Genomic DNA, 18,079 nt, shown 5'->3' on the forward strand with positions numbered 1-18,079 from the left:
AGATTATCTTCTTCCACCACCGCCTCCGCCATATGATCTTCCGCCACCGCCACCGCCGCCAGATGATCTCATGCTTCCGCCACCGCCACCACTATTCATAGAACGTGATGGGCTAGGAGAGTAGCTTCTTGATGAATTACCGCTATCGTAGCTTCTGGTTGTTGTATTGCTGCTTGATCTTCTGTTAGAGTAATCATAGCTATTGTTTTGACCTTGGGTTGTACTTCTTCTGTTTGTAAATGTAGGGCTTGAAGAGTTGTACGTTCTTCCGTTTACAGAAGAGCTTCTTCTGTAGTCAGAGTAGCCATTTTGTCTGTTGGTAGTATAACTTCCTCTATTTGTAGTATAGTTTCTGTTTGTGGTGTAGTTTCTATTACTATTATAACCTCTGTTTGTTGTAAAATTTCTGTTAGAAGCATAATTTCTGCCTCCGTAATATGAGGCTGAACCTCTTCTTCCATAACTGTAAGAATAGTTGTTGTATCCATAACCATAATAAGGTCTGTAGTATCCAGGGTAGCCCCATCCGCCTCCCCAGTATCCAGGGTAGCCCCAGCCATATCCAGGGTAGCCCCAATAACCTCCTCCATATCCGTAACCGTAATATGGATATCCAAAACCAAAGCCAAATCCCATTGACCATGTAGGGTCTGAATAAACGTTTACTGAAACTTCTGAATTGGCGCTTCCCCAAGCAGGGTAAGCAGTCGCTACAGTTTGTGTGCTGTCATTGTCTTGATAATTGCCATAACTATCAACATCTGTAAAAATTTCAGTTGGCTGATTATCGTCTTGCAAAGATTTAAAGTAATCTTTGTATTGATTATTAGTATTTGTGGTATTTGTCTGAGCATACGTTCTTGGTGAGCCACCATATACTCCGTCATTATCATTATATGAAGTATTTTGGTAAGAACCACACGATGCTAAAAGAAAACCCAGTAATCCAATTAAGTAAATATGACTTGAGTTTTGGCGAAGAGAAGTATAAGTTTTCATATCTGTGGTGTTTTTTATTGTTGCACATTACAAAAATAGTTAGTTTTGTCAAACTATTTAGTTAAAATTATTAAAACAAAATTTGTGCCAAACTATTCAATATGAGTAAGAACCTCACTACAAGATCAGAAGATTATTCGAAATGGTATAACGAGCTGGTTGTAAAGGCAGATCTAGCCGAAAATTCAGGCGTTAGAGGATGTATGGTTATAAAACCATACGGATATGCTATTTGGGAAAAAATGCAGGCTGAGTTAGATCGAATGTTTAAGGAAACAGGACATCAAAATGCGTACTTCCCTTTATTTGTGCCTAAGAGCATGTTTGAGGCTGAAGAAAAAAATGCAGAAGGATTTGCAAAAGAGTGTGCTATTGTAACACATTACAGATTAAAAAATGATCCGGATAAACCAGGGAAACTTATGGTTGATCCTAATGCAAAACTGGAAGAGGAACTTATAGTTCGTCCTACAAGTGAAGCAATTATCTGGTCTACCTATAAAGGATGGGTACAATCTTACAGAGATTTACCCTTGCTAATTAATCAATGGGCTAATGTGGTTCGTTGGGAAATGCGTACACGTTTGTTTTTAAGAACTGCAGAGTTTTTATGGCAGGAAGGACATACTGCACATGCTACAAAGGCAGAAGCTATAGAGGAATCTGAAAAGATGATGAATGTTTATGCTGATTTTGTTCAGGATTTTATGGCTATTCCGGTTGTGAAAGGTATAAAAACCGAAACAGAACGTTTTGCAGGTGCTGATGAAACGTATTGTATTGAAGCTTTAATGCAAGACGGTAAAGCATTGCAGGCAGGAACATCTCACTTTTTAGGGCAGAACTTTGCGAAAGCTTTTGATGTGAAGTTTGCGAATGCAGAAGGAAAACAAGAACATGTGTGGGGAACATCTTGGGGAGTTTCTACTCGTTTGATGGGAGCTTTGGTTATGACGCACTCTGATGATCAGGGATTAGTGTTGCCTCCAAATTTAGCGCCAATACAAGTTGTAATTGTTCCTATATATAAAACAGACGAACAATTTGCTGAAATTACAGCTGCAGTTAATGAATTGACGGCTAAATTAAGAAAATTAAAGATTTCAGTTAAATATGATGACAGAACAACTCAAAAACCAGGATTCAAATTTGCTGAATGGGAATTAAAAGGTGTTCCTGTTAGGATTGCTGTTGGTCCAAAAGATCTTGAGAATGGAACTTTTGAAGTAGCAAGACGTGATACGCTGACAAAAGAAGTTGTTTCTGCAGAAGGAATTGTTACTTATGTAAATGACTTGTTAGAACAGATTCAAGCGGATTTATTTAATAAAGCATTGGACTATCGTAATACTCATATTACAGAAGTAAATAGTTTTGAGGAATTTAAGGAAATTTTAGATGGTAAAGGAGGGTTTGTATCTGCACATTGGGATGGAACTGCTGCGACCGAAGAGAAGATAAAAGATTTGACAAAAGCGACAATTCGTTGCGTTCCTTTAGATGCTGTTGAAGAGGCGGGAACTTGTGTGTTTACTGGCAATCCGTCTTCAAAAAGAGTGTTGTTTGCAAAGGCATATTAATTTTTTTTAATTTTTTTTGCATCAGGTATTGTACATCTTAAAAATAGTTGTATTTTTGCATCCGCATTAGAGAAGCAGGCCCGTTCGTCTATCGGTTAGGACGCATGGTTTTCATCCATGTAAGAGCGGTTCGATTCCGCTACGGGCTACTACTTTTACTGCGTATTTTTCTTGAAATAATGAGAATTAAAATGGCCCGTTCGTCTATCGGTTAGGACGCATGGTTTTCATCCATGTAAGAGCGGTTCGATTCCGCTACGGGCTACAATAATACCTCTATTTAAATATAGAAAAACTTAGACAATATTGGTCTGTTCGTCTAGGGGTTAGGACTCCAGGCTTTCGTCCTGGTAACAGGGGTTCGATTCCCTTACAGACTACAAAATTAGTTGTGAATAAGTTTTGTAAAATAAAGATTGGTGTCTCGATTTTTATTTTATTAGTTAAAACCAAAGTGATTGCTATGCAATTGTGGGAGGTTTTTCTTTTTTAACTAGTATCTATAATAATTATTACATCTAAAATTAAAAAAAATGGCAAATCATAAGTCAGCATTAAAAAGAATCAGAAGTAACGAAAAAAGAAGAGTTCTTAACAGATATCAACATAAAACTACTCGTAATGCTATTAAAGCATTAAGAATAGCTACTGATAAAGCTGATGCAACTTCAAAATTATCAACTGTAATCTCTATGATTGATAAATTAGCTAAAAAGAACATCATTCATGATAATAAAGCTTCTAACTTGAAGTCTAAATTAACTAAGCATGTTGCTAAATTGTAATTAACTACAATTTCCTAAAATATATAAAAAGTCCTCTTTTAGAGGACTTTTTTTGTTTGAGCAAAAACTGAAGAAATTCAAAAAAAAATCCAAATTCCAATTTATACGTGCTTGCTTTAGCGGTGTTTATTGAAATTTGGATTTTTTTATTTCGATTTGTTTATGTGATTCTTCTAAAATTTGAGTTTTGTTTTTAGAATTTTGTTGGTTGCGTTAGGGATGGCAGCGATATCCTTTTGTGACAATACAGGTTTTGTCTTTTATATAAAATTGCCGGCACAAAAGATTTAGCATACAGCCCGAGCCGGAGGGTAACGCCATTATAATCGATGAAGTAACTAAAATTTATTTAGCTATTTTCTTCTTTAGATATTCTAACATAGGTTGAGTAATTGGTTTTGAGAGAAAATCTATAATGATCGGATATTTTTTTGCTTTAGCTAAATCGTCAGGATCAATTGTCGATGATAATACAATTACGTGTGCGGTATTAAAGTCTGCATAAGCAGGTGAGGTAAAGTGGTCCAGAAATTCCCAGCCGCCCATAACAGGCATGTTTAGGTCTAAGAATATCAATTCCGGTTTTTTGTTTACTTTGTTTTTGTTGTTGGTATATTTTAAATTATTAAAATGATGTAGTGCTTCTTCGCCATTTTGAGCTGTGATAATTTCTTTGGAAAATGATGATTTTGAAATTACTTTTTTGCATAACATTAATGTGATTGGGTCGTCGTCAATGCATAAAATTTGCTCCAGCATAAAAATTAATTTTTAAATGTTATTGTAAATGTTGTTCCTTTATTTACTTCGCTTTCAATACTTATTGTTCCTCCCATTGTTTCTACCTGTGATTTTACGAGATATAAACCCAATCCTTTGCTGTCAGGATAGTTGTGAAATCTTTGATACAGACCAAAAACTTTGTCGCCATTTCTCTCCAGGTCAATACCAATTCCGTTGTCTTTAAAAGTTAAAATTGCCTGATGGTCAACTTGCTCTGCGGTAATGGATATTTTTAATTTTCTATTTTCTGATTTGTATTTAATAGAGTTGGTGAGCAAATTAAGTAAAATGCTTTCTATATATGCTTTGTTTGTGTTTAATAAAGGGACTTTTTCAAAATTTAATTTGATTATCGGTTTGTGTAATTCAATTTGAAAAGACAATTGACTAAATACATTTTCGAATACTTCTTTTAAAGATACTTCTTCTTTTTGCATAGAAGGGTTGTCTTTGATAATAATGACTTTTACTAAATCATTGATTGTTTCGTTTAAAAGATGGGTTGATTTGGTGAATCCGGCAAGAATTTCTTCTAATTCAGGATTTTCAATAGCAATATCTTCAATAAGATTTAATAATCCTATTAGATTTGATAAAGGCGCTCTTAAATTATGCGATGTAATGTATGAAAATTGTTTTAAGTCTTTATTGTTTTGAGTTAGTTCCCTGATTAGGTGTTCTTTTTCTGTTTCTAATTTTTTCTCATCTGTTATATCTCTTTGTATAGAAATCCAGTGTGAGATAACACCTTCGTTATTGAAAATCGGGATCATAGAAAATCGAACCCAGTATTCTTCATTTTTCTTTGTGTAGCTAATGGTTTCTATTAGGCATTCTTCTTCGTTTTTTATTGCTCTTAATAGTTTTTTTAATTCTTCAGAATCAGATTTTGGTCCTTTAAATATATTTGTAGATTTTCCTATTATTTCATGCGAAAGATATCCTGACATATGTGAGAATGCAGGGTTTACATAGACGATTTTGGGGATTTTTCGATCTAGTGAATTTGCTTCTGTAATTAAAATCGAATCTTTAGATTGCGTAATTACGGTTTCTAAGAGTTTTAATCGCTGTTCTTCTTCTTTTTGTTTGGTAATATCCTGGATGGCTCCAATCATTCGGATGGCTCTTCCGTTTTCATCTTTTAATAAAAAACCACGATCAAGAACGTATTTATAACTTCCGTCAGCGCATCTGAAACGATACTGATCCTGCCACTTTTCTGTTTTTTGTTCAATAAACGAATAGAGTTTAATCGACATTCTGATACTGTCCTCAGGATGAATTTTGTCAAACCACCACTTTGAAGTTTTTCCTACTTCTGTAGATTTGTAACCAAAAATGCTTTCTATTCCTTTGTTCCAGTTAATGCTGTCTTCCTGAATTTTCCAATCCCAAATTGTGTCGCTTGTCGCTTTTGCAACGATGTCATATTTTTCGTTTGATTCTTTAATTTCTTCGTTTGTACTCTTTAATTTTTCAAAAACGGAAACATTTTTTCTTTCATTTTTAGATAGTATGTATTTGAAGATAAAACCTGTAGCGAGGATAAAAAGAATGTCTTTTAAGAAAAATAAATAAAAATATTCGAGTTTAGAAAAGTAGGTAGTAAGTATTTTATGACAGACTGCTGCCATAATTAGCGATATGATAACGTAAATTAGAGTAATTTGGAGAGTTTTACTTTTCATTACTCAAATATAGTTAAATTAACTATAATTAAACAATAACGAAAGTTCATTTTGGGGGTTAAATTTACATTGTTTTAACGAACTAATTACTTGTATATACGCAAACTATCTTAGAAACGTTTTTTATATCAAAATAAAGTGTACCTTTGCACCCATTAAAAATCTCAGATGGAATCTATTAGAAATATTGCAATTATTGCCCACGTCGATCACGGTAAAACCACTTTGGTTGATAAAATTATGTATCACTGTCAATTATTTCGTGACAACGAAAACACAGGTGATTTAATTCTTGATAATAACGATTTAGAGCGTGAGAGAGGTATTACTATTACTTCAAAAAACGTTTCAGTTCAATATAAAGGAACAAAAATCAATATTATCGATACTCCAGGCCACGCGGATTTTGGAGGAGAAGTAGAACGTGTATTAAACATGGCCGATGGTGTATGTTTGCTAGTTGATGCTTTTGAAGGTCCAATGCCACAAACGCGTTTTGTATTGCAAAAAGCGATTGACTTAGGTTTAAAGCCTTGTGTAGTTATTAATAAAGTTGATAAAGAAAACTGTACTCCTGAAGAAGTTCATGAGAAAGTTTTTGACTTAATGTTTGAATTAGGTGCTGAAGAATGGCAGTTGGATTTTCCTACAGTTTATGGTTCTGCTAAAAATAACTGGATGTCTGATCATTGGGAAAACGTAACTGATAATGTTGAAGCATTATTGGATATGGTTGTTGAAAATGTACCAGCTCCTAAAGTTTCTGAAGGAACACCACAAATGTTGATTACTTCTTTAGATTTCTCAGCTTTTACAGGTCGTATTGCTATTGGTCGTCTTGAAAGAGGAGTTCTTAAAGAAGGTATGCCAATCTCATTAGTAAAAAGAGATGGTACTATATCTAAATCCCGTATCAAAGAACTTCATACTTTTGAAGGACTTGGTCGTAAAAAAGTACAAGAAGTTATTGCTGGAGATATTTGTGCAATCATTGGAGTTGAAGGTTTTGAAATTGGTGATACTATCGCTGATTTTGAAAATCCGGAAGGTCTAAAAACGATTGATATCGATGAGCCTACAATGAGTATGTTGTTTACAATTAATGATTCACCTTTCTTTGGTAAAGAAGGTAAATTTGTAACATCTCGTCATATTAGAGAAAGATTGACAAAAGAATTAGAGAAAAACTTAGCTATGAAGTTAGGTGAAACTGATTCTGCTGATAAATTCATGGTTTTTGGCCGTGGAGTACTTCACTTATCTGTTCTTATTGAAACAATGAGAAGAGAAGGTTATGAATTACAAATTGGTCAGCCACAAGTTATCATCAAAGAAGTTGATGGTAAAAAATGTGAGCCAATTGAGGAATTAACAATCGATTTACCAGAATCACTTTCAGGTAGAGCGGTAGAGTTTGTTACTTTGCGTAAAGGTGAAATGTTGAGTATGGAAACTAAAGGGGAGCGTATGATTGTAAAATTTAATATTCCATCACGTGGAATTATTGGATTACGTAACCAATTGCTTACTGCAACAGCTGGTGAGGCTATTATGGCACACCGTTTCATTGGTTATGAGCCTTACAAAGGTGAAATCGCCGGACGTAACAAAGGTTCATTGATTTCTATGGAAAAAGGAAAAGCTATTCCTTATTCTATCGATAAATTGCAAGATCGTGGTAAGTTTTTTGTTGAACCAAATACAGAAATTTACGAAGGTCAGGTAATTGGAGAAAACTCTCGTGCTGATGATATGTGTGTAAACGTAACAAAAGAGAAAAAACAATCTAACGTTCGTTCTTCTGGAAATGATGAAAAAGCGAGAATTATTCCTCCAATCATTTTCTCATTAGAAGAAGCTTTAGAGTATATTCAAAAAGATGAATATGTAGAGGTTACACCAAAATCTATTCGTTTGAGAAAAATCTATTTGACAGAAACTGATAGAAAAAGATTTAAAATCTAAATCTTTCTAGCATTTAATATAAAAATCCCAAATTTCTACCGAAGCCTCGGAACTGGAATTTGGGATTTTTTTATACCTTGTTTTTTCAATAATTTCAATATTTATAATTGAAATCGAAATGAGTATTGTTTTTTAGTTTTATCTCTTAAGACTAAAATGACCTTTTACATTTTCACCATCTACAAATTGTAATGTAAACCAATAATCGTCTGAAGGTAGTTGCTGACCATTAAAAACACCATTCCAGCCATCGCTGTTTTGATTCATTTCTTTTAATAATTTTCCGTAACGATCGAAGATGAAAATTTTATAATCAGGAAGCTGATCTATATTTTTTATGTACCATAAATCATTATATCCATCTCCGTTGGGAGTAAAAAATCTGGGATAGTCTAAAACGTAAACGATAACTGAATTAGATAATCCGCAGCCATTTTTGTCTCTGGCAATTGCATAATAAGTTCCGGGATTTACAGCGGTAAATAATGGATCATTCTGGAAAACAGTTCCGTCTAATGAAAATTCATAATCTCCCATTCCTGTATATTTTATAAGTACTGAATTATCAGTTCCTGAAAAATCCTTTACAATAGTTTCTGTTATTAAGGCTGGTTCAGATGAAACTACTTTAAAATTTTTAGTTTTTTCACAACCATTTACATCTGTTACAGTTACAGAATAATCGCCTGCTGAATTTATTTTTATGGCATTAGTTGTGTTCCCTGTGTTCCATAAATAAGTGGCAAAATTTGAAGCTACACTTAATATTATTTCTTCTCCTTTGCATACATATTCTGTTTCATTTTCAAAATTTGGAGGGTCAAATGTATTTACCACAAGAGTTATCGGCTTTATATCAAAGCAGTCAGCTCCATTTGTTGCTTTTCCGTAAATTATCTGGCTGTAAGGAGTTGTATTTTTAAAGATGTTGGATAATGCATTTTTACCTATTAAAGCATCATTTGTATTTGAATAATACATAAAAACCAAGCCAGTTGGTAGACCTGCTGAGAATTGCGGAGTTACTTGTGCTTCAAGATCAAATTGATAAAAACCATCTTGTTTTTCATCACTATCACAAGTTGCTATTGGATTTTGATCTGCAATTGTTGTGTTTGAAATCTTTAATGTTACTTCGGCAATTTTAAAGCAGCCATATTGATTCTCCAGTCTTGCAAAAACAATTTGATCAGGGGCTTTATTGGTGTATTTTTCGGGATTTAAAATTGCATTTGTCTTTGACTGAGCATCTGTTAGTGATTCATAAAATCCTTTATTAAGAGTTTGACTAACATTATTTTTGATAATGTTATCAACTTTTGTTAAATTAAAATCAGAAATTCCGTCTGTGTCATCATCACATTGTGACAGGCTCGTGTTGGTTGATAGTATTTCCGGGGCATATTCAATCTTAATTTCTCCAGTAGATACACAAGTTGTACCGGTTAAGGTTGCTTCGACTTTGTAATTTCCTGTTGTTTGAACATTATATACAGAGCCCGTTTGTGCAGGAACAATTTCGACATAATTATTACTGGCATCTTGTTTTAACCACTTAAAGGTATACAAAGCATTGTTTAATTGAGTATCTAGCGTTACATTTTCTCCAAAACACGCAGGATTATTATTCGCAATTGTTTTATCGACTCCAAAATTTATTGTTGAAACAAAACTTCCGGCTTCAATAAAAACTGCTGAGTTATATTGACCAGTTGGATCATCTGCAATTACCAATTTTAGATGGTATGTTTTATTGGGGATTACTTCAGTCTGAGCATTCATTACTACTGTTTGTCCGGCATAATTTATAGGACTATTTACAGTATTATAACCGTTAAAATAATTTTCATTGACTGCCTCACATCCGCTAAAACTCTGCCCGTTCATAAAAACAGGTTCTATTTTTGTATGAACTGTAGTAGATGAAACAGGGGTAGAAGTATTGGGTAAAACCGCTAAGTTTTTATAATTCTCTGTACTTCCTGCCTCTTTTATTAAAAAAGCAAAACCATCAGAATATTCACAAGGGTAATAAGTCTGATATTCATTAGAGGCAAAAATATAGTTGAAACTAATAGAATTTGTTAAGGCTACAAAATCAAATTCCAGAACTGTTGCCTGGGTGCTTCCATCTTTATTGATTGCTTTTTCTAAATCAGGGTCACCTTTCCAGTTTTTATTGGTTTGTCCCTGAGAAGTTGATTGATTAAAAGGACCTGCTGCATTTTTACTGGCAGATGTACTTAAAACAATTCCGCCGGAAAAAGGAAAACTACTACTTCCGGAATTAAAATAAGCATAACTGTTTCCGGTATTATCAGGATTTCCAGAGGCATTAACAGTTCCAGTATTTATACAGGAACTGTTAATCAGGATGTTATTTACTAATTCATCAGGTGTTTTTGTGGCATCTACAGTAATATTCTGCGCCATAATCTTTGCAGACTGCAAGCACATTAACGTAATAAACAAAACAACTTTAAAATAATTCATAGTCTGACAAATATACTACAAATCTCTGTTTTTTAGCAGTTTGTAAGAAAAGTAAATAAATAAAAATGTCCATACCAAAACAATCAGAATAGAAAAATAATGAACATTGTAATCCTTTGTATTCGCAACGCCCATCTGTGATCCTATACTTCTTATTAATGATAATCTTGTGATAGGTTCAATTATTAAATTAGACATTGATTCTAAAGGAAAAAATTGTGTGATATAATCTGCTTTATTGCTGTTTGGGAAAACTACAAAAATTAAAACAAGCTTAAAAATCCATTCAATAAAATTCCAAACTAATAAAAAACCTAATGCAAAGGCAGAACGTTTTATCAAAATTCCTAAAAATAAACAGAAAGAAAAGAAACCGGTTAATTTTACAAAAAAGGCCAAAAGATAATTTAAATCAGTAAAAATAATACCCAATTCAGTATAGGATGAAAAACAAAGTCCTAAAATTAAGCTCATTATAAAAACAAAAATTGTTGAGATTAATGAAAATAATACTACGGTTAAAAACTTTGATAAAATGAACTCTTTTTTGCTCAAACCATCAATTAAGTTTTGTTTTAATGTACCATAACTATATTCATTTGCCATCATGGAAACAATTACAATTGCCAGAAAAAATTTCAATAAAGCGGCAATATAAGTAGTCAGATGCCATATATAAGGAAAATTGAAAAATCCCATTTCTGAAGGATCAATACGAATTGGTCCGATATTAAACTTAATCGATGCCAGCAATGCAATGAATGAAAGTAAAATGAAGTAAGTTAATGTAAGTACTCGACTGGCTTTGTTTTTCCAGATTTTTTGTAATTCTATAGCGATAAGTCTGTTCATGGTTAGTTGGTTTTGGTAATGGCGTTTTTGGTTAATTCTAAAAATTGAGCTTCTAAACTGTTTTTGCGTTTCACTAAATGACTTAATGAAATGTTTTTAGAAAATAAAAACTGATTTAGATCTGAAGCTGAAAGATCTGACTTTAAGTATACCAAAATTTTCCCTTCTTCTTCGGTAATTCTGTCAACTGCCGGATGTTCTGCTAAAATGTTTTTCAGTTTAGCGGTATCATCAGCCATAACTTCAAAAAAGCCTTCATTTGCAGACATTGCATCTACAGAACCTGAATAAAGAATCTCGCCTTTTCTTAAAACAATCACGTGCGAGCATACCTTTTCGACTTCATCTAATAAATGAGAGGCAAGTAAAATTGTAGTTCCCTGTGATGCTATTTTTTTTATAATATCTCTAATCTGATGAATTCCCTGTGGGTCAAGACCATTTGTTGGCTCATCTAAAATTAAAATTTCGGGGTCGTTCAAAAGTGCCGAAGCAATAGCTAAACGTTGTTTCATACCTAACGAAAAAGCACTGAATTTACTGTCTTTTCTTTCGGTTAAACCCACTAAGTCTAATTTTTCTGTGATTTTAGAGTAGTCGATGCTTTTTATTTTACAAACTAATTTCAAGTTTTCTTCCGCAGTCATATACGGGTAGAAATTAGGACGTTCTATAATAGCGCCTACTTTTTTTAAAGCTTCGTGAGTCTGAATTTTCCCTCCAAACCAGCTGTAATTTCCTGATGTGCGGTTTACAACGTTGAGGACAATTCCCAGAGTTGTCGATTTTCCGCTTCCGTTAGGACCTAAAATGCCATAAACGCGGCCTTTTTGTATTTCAAAAGAAACATTTTTTAAGGCTTGGATTCGCCCGTATCTTTTATGCAGATTTTCAATAGTAAGTATGGTTTCCAAATTTATTTCGGTTTTAGTTTTAAGTATGACGATTCAACTTGTATATTGTTACGCTAAATTTTATTTAATGTAAATTTGTAATAAAGATATTCAAAATGAACGAACCTTTAATGGTTTTAAAAAAGCCATCTTATCCTTTAACGCAATCTCTTTTAAATTATTTAGAACGATACGAACGTATTTCGAAAGTATCAGTGTTCTATGATGATTTATTGCGGTTTTCAGGATCTGTAAACGTATATGATAAAAATGAAACGGATACTTTATGGATTCGGGTTTATTATAATGAATTTGAAAGAAATGAAATTGATTTAAACCTGAAAAAAATCTATTCGCTTTTACATTCTGATGGAAACAGTGAGATTATTCAGTTTTTAAACGTCGATGCAATTGACTATTGTACTTTTGGAAACTCAAAACCTTTCCGGATAAAAGTGCGAAATATTCTCAATGATAATTATGTTCATTTTTATATAAAAAAAGCAGATGCTTCGAGAATTTACGGACTGGAATTAGAAGATATCCTATCGCCGGATAAAATTAACTTTCTGGTTTATAAGGATACTTTGATCGAAGAGCATATTATAGGCATTCCGGGTGATGTTTTTATGGATACTTTACTGGATAGTTGTACTGAAACCGAAAAATCTCAGATTGCAAAAGAATTTGTAAAGTTTAATGAGCGTTGTATGATCAGGCTTTTAGGCGATATGCGTGCTTATAATTATGTAATAGTTCCTATTCACGATTTTGATCAGGTGGTGTATAAAATTCGTCCAATAGACTTTGACCAGCAATGTTATGAAGGGAATTTTAAAGTTTATCGTCCGCAGTTTTTCAAAGAAAATTATCCAATGATTCAATTAATCAAAGAAAAGCTTGAAGACAGATCTATAATACAGTATAAAGACGAAGAAAGAGCAATTTTGGCCAAACGTATTCATTCTGCCGAAAATCGAATTAAAAAATTACTGAATATAATGTGTCACGATACGATTTCGACAGAAGAACATCTGAATCAATTAAAAATGGAATTGTATCGGTATACAAATGATATGAAATTTAAAAACGCCAGATCAATGGGACATATCATGTTTGCAGCATTTGAATTTATTACACGTAATTTTAAAAACACGAATTTGATCTAAGTTTTTTGCGCCTTAGATTTTCTCAGATTAATAATTCCTTATTTCGATGATTATTTGATTTGTCCCTAATTAAATTAAAAATATAATATGAAAAAGTTTTTTTTACTTGGAGTTTCTATTGTTTTACTGGCTTGTCAACAACAATCAAATAGTGATTTAAAGACATTGTATTCACTTCCGAAGAAATTAAAAGAGGTTTCGGGAATTACCTATTTTCCAGAATCGAATTTGATCTATACATTAGAAGACAGTGGAAATAAAAATGAAATCTACGCTTTAAATTCAGAAGGAAAAATTAATAAAACGATTGCAATTACAAACGCAACCAATGTAGATTGGGAAGATATTACAAAAGACAAAAGCGGAAATATTTATATTGGGGATTTTGGAAACAATGATAACGAGCGCAAAGATTTGTGTATTTATAAAGTAAATAAAAACCAATTAAATAAAGATTTGGCAGTAGCCGAATATAAAGTTTCATTTTCGTATCCGGAACAAACTGAATTTCCACCAAAGAAAAAAGAATTGTTTTACGATGTTGAAGGTTTTTTTGAACACGGAAATTATTTTTATCTTTTTACAAAAAACCGAAGTAAAAACTTTGATGGAACTGCTTTTATTTATAAAATCTTAAATGCACCTGGAACTCAAAAAGCAACTAAAATCGGGGAATTTAAAACCTGTAATAATTACAATCATTGTGTTTTAACCAGTGCTACAATTAGTCCTGATGGTAAAAAAGTAGTCTTATTAAGTCATGATAAAATTGTTTTGTTTAAAGGTTTTAAGGGAGATCTCTTCCATACAGGATCTCAGACCGAAATAAAGCTAAATCACTTTTCGCAAAAAGAAGCCATCGTTTTCAAAGACAATAATACATTATTGATTGCCGATGAAAAAACAAACAAAGTAGGAGGGAATGTTTATGAGTTTAAGCTAAAGTGAAAAAAAGTTGCTAAGACTCTAAGCTGCTAAGTTTTCAAGTTTAAAATAAGAGAACATCTCATCAAAAAAATTAGCCACGAATTCACGAATTTTTTATAATAAAAATTCGTGAATTCGTGGCTAAAAAACTTTGTCACTTTGAGCCTTTGCAACTTTGAATCTTTCCTAAAAGCTATATGCCGCTCCAAAAATAACTCTTCCTTCTTCGTCAGGAGATTTGAAATAAGAGATTCTTGCTGTTAAAACATTGATTGCATTCAGCCAAAGTCCGCCACCGTAATCCTGATGCCATTTTCGCGAATTTTCTCCGTCAAGCCAAATTCTTCCATAATCAAAACCACCCAGGATTCCGTATGTCAGAGGAGCAATTGTTTTTCGTATTTTACCAATGCTTAATCTTAAATCTGTACTTTGAGAAAAATACGAGCTTCCTAAAAATCGCTCATTTCGATATCCTCTCAAATCAGTATCTCCACCTAAAGTAGCTCCTTGATAAAACTCATAATTGTTATTTAATATCGCTTTTCCTTTTAAAAGTGTAGCTAGTACTAATTTTCCATTGTGATCAATTTTATGGGTAAATCCTAAAAGACTTTCAATAGTAGGAAAGTTTTGTTTGGTATCATCTAAATTGGACAGCCATGCTGCAGAAACCATAAAAGCCACTCCTAAAGTTGGTTTTGCGGCAAAATCTGCATTTTTGAAAAGATATTTAATTTTTGCTCCACCATAAACCTGACTGCCAAAAACATCTGGATTTATAATATTTGGGGTATCAATAAACCTGTTTTCAGTTTCTTCTACTCTCATTTGCTGCAACATTGGCTGAATACTAAACTCGCTGCCGTATCTGCCAACATGTCTAATAGCACCTGAAAGATTAAATTTCTGAATACGAACCCTGTTATAATCCATTCCAAATTCTTCAGTATTGTTTATAGATTCATTTCCATATCCAAAATAATTTACTGCGAAATTTGGTGTAGTATATTGCGATTCAACATCAATAACCCATTTTCCTAATAACCCGGGAAAATGTGCTACATAATTAAATTCCAGACCTCCGGTTGCAAAATAGTAAAAAGCATTTAGAACGTGTCTTTGCGTATATGGATTCTGTTTAAAATTGTTAACGGTATAATTTAAATTGATCCCCACTTTTACACCATCATCAGGATTAAAACCGATGTTTGGAAGTCCTGAAACTACATTGTATTTCGGCCTTTCGTAATTGTATAAGTTTACATCATAATCATCTGTTAGTTGCGTTCTCGTCCTAGAATCCAGATTATACGTGTTTTCTTTTGATTTGAAATCGTAAACAATAACTCTTTTTCCATTTTCGATATTGTAAGTGTCGTTATTCTGACCACCAATCAAACGAATTTTTATTTTCGATTTATGATCACCAATTACCTGAAAAACGTCATTGTCATCTAAACCATAAATCCAAAGATTTTTAGTTTTAGCATCTGTTACTGTTTTACTGTAAACTAATTCGTCTCCTTCTTTTTTAACTCTCAAAACCTGAATCTCGATACTTTTTTTAGCATTATGATTGATAATGAATTTATCTTTTTTATCTGTTCCGGCAATCATTACCGTATGACTTAATATGTCAAAATATTCCGAAGCATATTTTTGAAGGTCTTTTTTTCTGTTTTTTAATTTATGCTTGATATCTTCAATTGTTCCGTCTTGTACTTCTTTTGGTAATTTTTTAAAGGCATTATCGATATCACTGTCAGTTAAATTTTCCTGAATATATTTTGCCTGCGCCAACCAGTCTTTTTCATCAGCAGTTCTTAAAAATGCCAAATCCATTGGGTAAGGTTCTCTGTTAAGCCATTTTACATTGTCGATCTTATTTTTAAAAGTTCGCATATGTCGAAGTGCCGGAATATTCATTAAAATAGAAAGTAGAGTCCCGTCATATTTCACAAAAGCCTGATCGCGGTCACGAGGAATTGGGATGTAAGTAACTTTACCATCTTTTTTATGTTCAGCCCAACGCCACTGATCACTATGCCTGTCCCAATCGCCAATAAGCATATCAAATAAACGGGCTTTTATATATTCTTTTTCGTCAACGCTGTATTTTTCATCCTTATGAAGATTTTTCATCATATCCTCAGTACTAATAATATCAGTTGGATTTCCAAAATTTTTACCATCAAGGTGATTATCCGCCGGTCTTTCCTCAATCATGTAGAGTTGATCCCCAAAGTTCGAATTAAACTCTTTTAAACCATTTTGCTTTGGTATATAATATAAGATAGGATTGGTATGCGCCAAACCAATTTTGTCTGCCATGCTTCCAACTGCAAATGAAGTGTAAGGGTGAGAAGTAGTGTAGAAATCAAATAGAAAGTTTTCAGCATATGTATCTTCAAAATCATTTACAACATATTGATCTTTAAAAGCTACAGATTGTAAAAATACCGTTGCACTTTTTTTCAGGGCACGCATTACATATTCTCTGCCTTTAGGATCAGAAACTCTTAAGGATACAGATTGATGACCTCCGCCTTCACGAATGGGTTTTAAACCGCCCATTAAAGTATCTAAGGTTGCTGTCTTTGCATTTATAGGTAAGCTGTAATACTTTCTGTAATGTTGTCCGAATAAGAATTTATGAAACAAACTCTTATCTGTCATTTTTGTCGAATAAATAGATGTAGTAACGGTTGCAGGAAATTTGTTTTCTGCAGTTGCAGCCCAGTTAATTTCTTTTGCTTTTATGATTTCATGCTCAAAAAGAAGTTTTTCCTTATTGTTTTCATTTCCAAAGAAAGAAACTTTTGCATCACCGCTTTTAAATAAGGTCAAGGTGGCATATCCATTTCCTCCATAGGAGAATTCAGTAGGGTTTATTGCCCTTGCGGCTTCAGATTTTGATCCTGCGCCACTAATAATTTGTTTGATGTTTTCTTTATTTACATACTGCAAATTATGGTCATGTCCGGAAACTACTATTACATTTTTTTGTTTTTGTAAAAGTGTTTTAATTCGCTTGGCATAAATCGTGTATTGCTTATTTTGTATATCCTGCGGACTAACACCGGATGTTTTTCGAAGTAAATTGATAAAAGAACCAATTATTGGCAGCGGTATTTTTTGCTCTAACGGAAATAATTGTTTCTCTAGCGAAAATTGTCCGCCATGTGTTCCGTTGCTCATCAAAGGATGATGAATAGCTATAACAACCGTTTTTTCCTGATTTTTGTTTAAAAGATTCTCAAGCTCGTCAAAAAAATCTTCTCTGGTTTTTATATCGCAATTGTCGTTTATCGTAGGGTGATTATCCCAATCTTCGAGAAACCATTCACTATCAATTGTAATTAAGGTTGACGTACTATCAATTTTTACATCTTCGATAGCACAACTTTTTCTTGGTAAAAAGGCTTTTTTATCATTAAGATATTTAGTTACAAAATCTGCCTGGCGCTCCAGACCTTTTATACCATTATACCAATCATGATTACCGGGAATTACAATTGTTTTCCCTTTGAAACCTTTAGTAAGTTTTAATTGATTGGTAAGTTTTGTTTCGGCTAAAGCCTTTTCTGCAGCATTATCGTCACTAGGAAAACCTTTGGGATAGATATTATCTCCTAAAAAAAGCAGCGTGGCTTTTTTATTCGATTTTTTCAATTTTTGATGCAATAATTCAAGCGTTTGCTGTGCTTGTTCTTCATCTGCATTTCCGGCATCTCCAACTAAATAAATTGTATGCGCAATTTTTATAGTATCTGTTGCGTTTTCCGTTTCGTTGGCACTAACATCTTTTCCGTATTGCGCTTTATGCGTAGCACAGGAATAAGCGAGTACCAGTACAATTATTGCTAAAGACCGGTTTTTAATTTTAGTAATAAAATGATTATCCAAAAACAATTTCATAATTTAGTGGTATAAAAAAAA

12 protein-coding genes and 3 tRNA genes are annotated in these 18,079 nt (G+C 33.0%); 8 read left to right on the forward strand and 7 right to left on the reverse strand.

Annotated elements, in window-relative coordinates:
• Window positions 1-3: 3 nt before the first annotated feature.
• The gene (locus tag RC62_RS12525; protein ID WP_055095626.1) at window positions 4-999 is read right to left on the reverse strand and encodes a hypothetical protein; all 996 of its coding nucleotides are present in this window, start codon (window positions 997-999) and stop codon (window positions 4-6) included.
• A gap of 101 nt (window positions 1,000-1,100) precedes the next feature.
• Between RC62_RS12525 and proS the strand changes: the two genes are divergently transcribed.
• The 5 genes from proS (at window position 1,101) to rpsT (ending at window position 3,364) form a co-directional block, all read left to right on the forward strand.
• Window positions 1,101-2,579 carry a proline--tRNA ligase gene (proS, locus tag RC62_RS12530; protein WP_055095630.1) on the forward strand — a complete coding sequence of 493 codons (1,479 nt, stop codon included), beginning with the start codon at window positions 1,101-1,103 and terminating at the stop codon, window positions 2,577-2,579.
• Between the two features lie 77 nt (window positions 2,580-2,656).
• Window positions 2,657-2,728: transfer RNA gene (locus tag RC62_RS12535), tRNA-Glu, on the forward strand.
• Between the two features lie 44 nt (window positions 2,729-2,772).
• Window positions 2,773-2,844: transfer RNA gene (locus RC62_RS12540), tRNA-Glu, on the forward strand.
• 43 nt (window positions 2,845-2,887) lie between these two features.
• Window positions 2,888-2,959, forward strand: a tRNA-Glu gene (locus RC62_RS12545).
• A 153-nt stretch (window positions 2,960-3,112) separates the two neighbouring features.
• Window positions 3,113-3,364 carry a 30S ribosomal protein S20 gene (gene rpsT / locus RC62_RS12550; RefSeq protein ID WP_055095632.1) on the forward strand — a complete coding sequence of 84 codons (252 nt, stop codon included), beginning with the start codon at window positions 3,113-3,115 and terminating at the stop codon, window positions 3,362-3,364.
• Between the two features lie 345 nt (window positions 3,365-3,709).
• Here the strand turns inward: rpsT and RC62_RS12555 are convergent, their stop codons facing one another.
• On the reverse strand, window positions 3,710-4,123 hold the full coding sequence (locus RC62_RS12555) for a response regulator (protein WP_055095634.1): 414 nt from the start codon (window positions 4,121-4,123) through the stop codon (window positions 3,710-3,712).
• A gap of 5 nt (window positions 4,124-4,128) precedes the next feature.
• Complete coding sequence (locus RC62_RS12560; RefSeq protein ID WP_245176822.1) at window positions 4,129-5,784, reverse strand: PAS domain-containing protein; 1,656 nt, start codon at window positions 5,782-5,784, stop codon at window positions 4,129-4,131.
• A gap of 222 nt (window positions 5,785-6,006) precedes the next feature.
• On the opposite strand from RC62_RS12560, the gene typA reads away from it, so the two are divergent.
• Window positions 6,007-7,803, forward strand: coding sequence for a translational GTPase TypA (gene typA, locus RC62_RS12565; RefSeq protein ID WP_055095638.1), 1,797 nt, complete (start codon window positions 6,007-6,009; stop codon window positions 7,801-7,803).
• Window positions 7,804-7,941: 138 nt separating this feature from the next.
• Here the strand turns inward: typA and RC62_RS12570 are convergent, their stop codons facing one another.
• Genes RC62_RS12570 through RC62_RS12580 form a run of 3 tightly spaced genes read right to left on the reverse strand, consistent with a single transcriptional unit; the run spans window position 7,942 to window position 12,062 of the window.
• Window positions 7,942-10,296, reverse strand: coding sequence for a T9SS type B sorting domain-containing protein (locus tag RC62_RS12570; RefSeq protein WP_055095640.1), 2,355 nt, complete (start codon window positions 10,294-10,296; stop codon window positions 7,942-7,944).
• 15 nt (window positions 10,297-10,311) lie between these two features.
• Complete coding sequence (locus RC62_RS12575) at window positions 10,312-11,148, reverse strand: ABC transporter permease (protein WP_055095642.1); 837 nt, start codon at window positions 11,146-11,148, stop codon at window positions 10,312-10,314.
• A gap of 2 nt (window positions 11,149-11,150) precedes the next feature.
• Window positions 11,151-12,062: an ABC transporter ATP-binding protein gene (locus RC62_RS12580; protein WP_055095644.1), complete on the reverse strand. Its 912-nt coding sequence runs from the start codon at window positions 12,060-12,062 to the stop codon at window positions 11,151-11,153.
• Between the two features lie 95 nt (window positions 12,063-12,157).
• On the opposite strand from RC62_RS12580, the gene RC62_RS12585 reads away from it, so the two are divergent.
• Both RC62_RS12585 and RC62_RS12590 read left to right on the forward strand, forming a co-directional pair.
• The gene (locus RC62_RS12585; protein WP_055095646.1) at window positions 12,158-13,210 is read left to right on the forward strand and encodes a hypothetical protein; all 1,053 of its coding nucleotides are present in this window, start codon (window positions 12,158-12,160) and stop codon (window positions 13,208-13,210) included.
• 87 nt (window positions 13,211-13,297) lie between these two features.
• Window positions 13,298-14,158: an SdiA-regulated domain-containing protein gene (locus tag RC62_RS12590; RefSeq protein WP_055095648.1), complete on the forward strand. Its 861-nt coding sequence runs from the start codon at window positions 13,298-13,300 to the stop codon at window positions 14,156-14,158.
• A 165-nt stretch (window positions 14,159-14,323) separates the two neighbouring features.
• Here the strand turns inward: RC62_RS12590 and RC62_RS12595 are convergent, their stop codons facing one another.
• Window positions 14,324-18,058: a metallophosphoesterase gene (locus RC62_RS12595; RefSeq protein WP_055095650.1), complete on the reverse strand. Its 3,735-nt coding sequence runs from the start codon at window positions 18,056-18,058 to the stop codon at window positions 14,324-14,326.
• Window positions 18,059-18,079: the final 21 nt, after the last annotated feature.

It is taken from the genome of Flavobacterium aquidurense, assembly GCF_001404985.1.
In the GTDB taxonomy this organism is placed as follows: domain Bacteria; phylum Bacteroidota; class Bacteroidia; order Flavobacteriales; family Flavobacteriaceae; genus Flavobacterium; species Flavobacterium aquidurense_B.

What these genes read in the sequence shown, in the direction of transcription:
- RC62_RS12575 (WP_055095642.1), bottom strand. Translation starts at nt 11,148, where the DNA reads ATGAACAGACTTATCGCTATAGAATTACAAAAAATCTGGAAAAACAAA.
- rpsT (WP_055095632.1), top strand. Translation starts at nt 3,113, where the DNA reads ATGGCAAATCATAAGTCAGCATTAAAAAGAATCAGAAGTAACGAAAAA.
- proS (WP_055095630.1), top strand. Translation starts at nt 1,101, where the DNA reads ATGAGTAAGAACCTCACTACAAGATCAGAAGATTATTCGAAATGGTAT.
- RC62_RS12555 (WP_055095634.1), bottom strand. Translation starts at nt 4,123, where the DNA reads ATGCTGGAGCAAATTTTATGCATTGACGACGACCCAATCACATTAATG.
- RC62_RS12560 (WP_245176822.1), bottom strand. Translation starts at nt 5,784, where the DNA reads ATGGCAGCAGTCTGTCATAAAATACTTACTACCTACTTTTCTAAACTC.
- typA (WP_055095638.1), top strand. Translation starts at nt 6,007, where the DNA reads ATGGAATCTATTAGAAATATTGCAATTATTGCCCACGTCGATCACGGT.
- RC62_RS12570 (WP_055095640.1), bottom strand. Translation starts at nt 10,296, where the DNA reads ATGAATTATTTTAAAGTTGTTTTGTTTATTACGTTAATGTGCTTGCAG.
- RC62_RS12525 (WP_055095626.1), bottom strand. Translation starts at nt 999, where the DNA reads ATGAAAACTTATACTTCTCTTCGCCAAAACTCAAGTCATATTTACTTA.
- RC62_RS12595 (WP_055095650.1), bottom strand. Translation starts at nt 18,058, where the DNA reads ATGAAATTGTTTTTGGATAATCATTTTATTACTAAAATTAAAAACCGG.
- RC62_RS12585 (WP_055095646.1), top strand. Translation starts at nt 12,158, where the DNA reads ATGAACGAACCTTTAATGGTTTTAAAAAAGCCATCTTATCCTTTAACG.
- RC62_RS12590 (WP_055095648.1), top strand. Translation starts at nt 13,298, where the DNA reads ATGAAAAAGTTTTTTTTACTTGGAGTTTCTATTGTTTTACTGGCTTGT.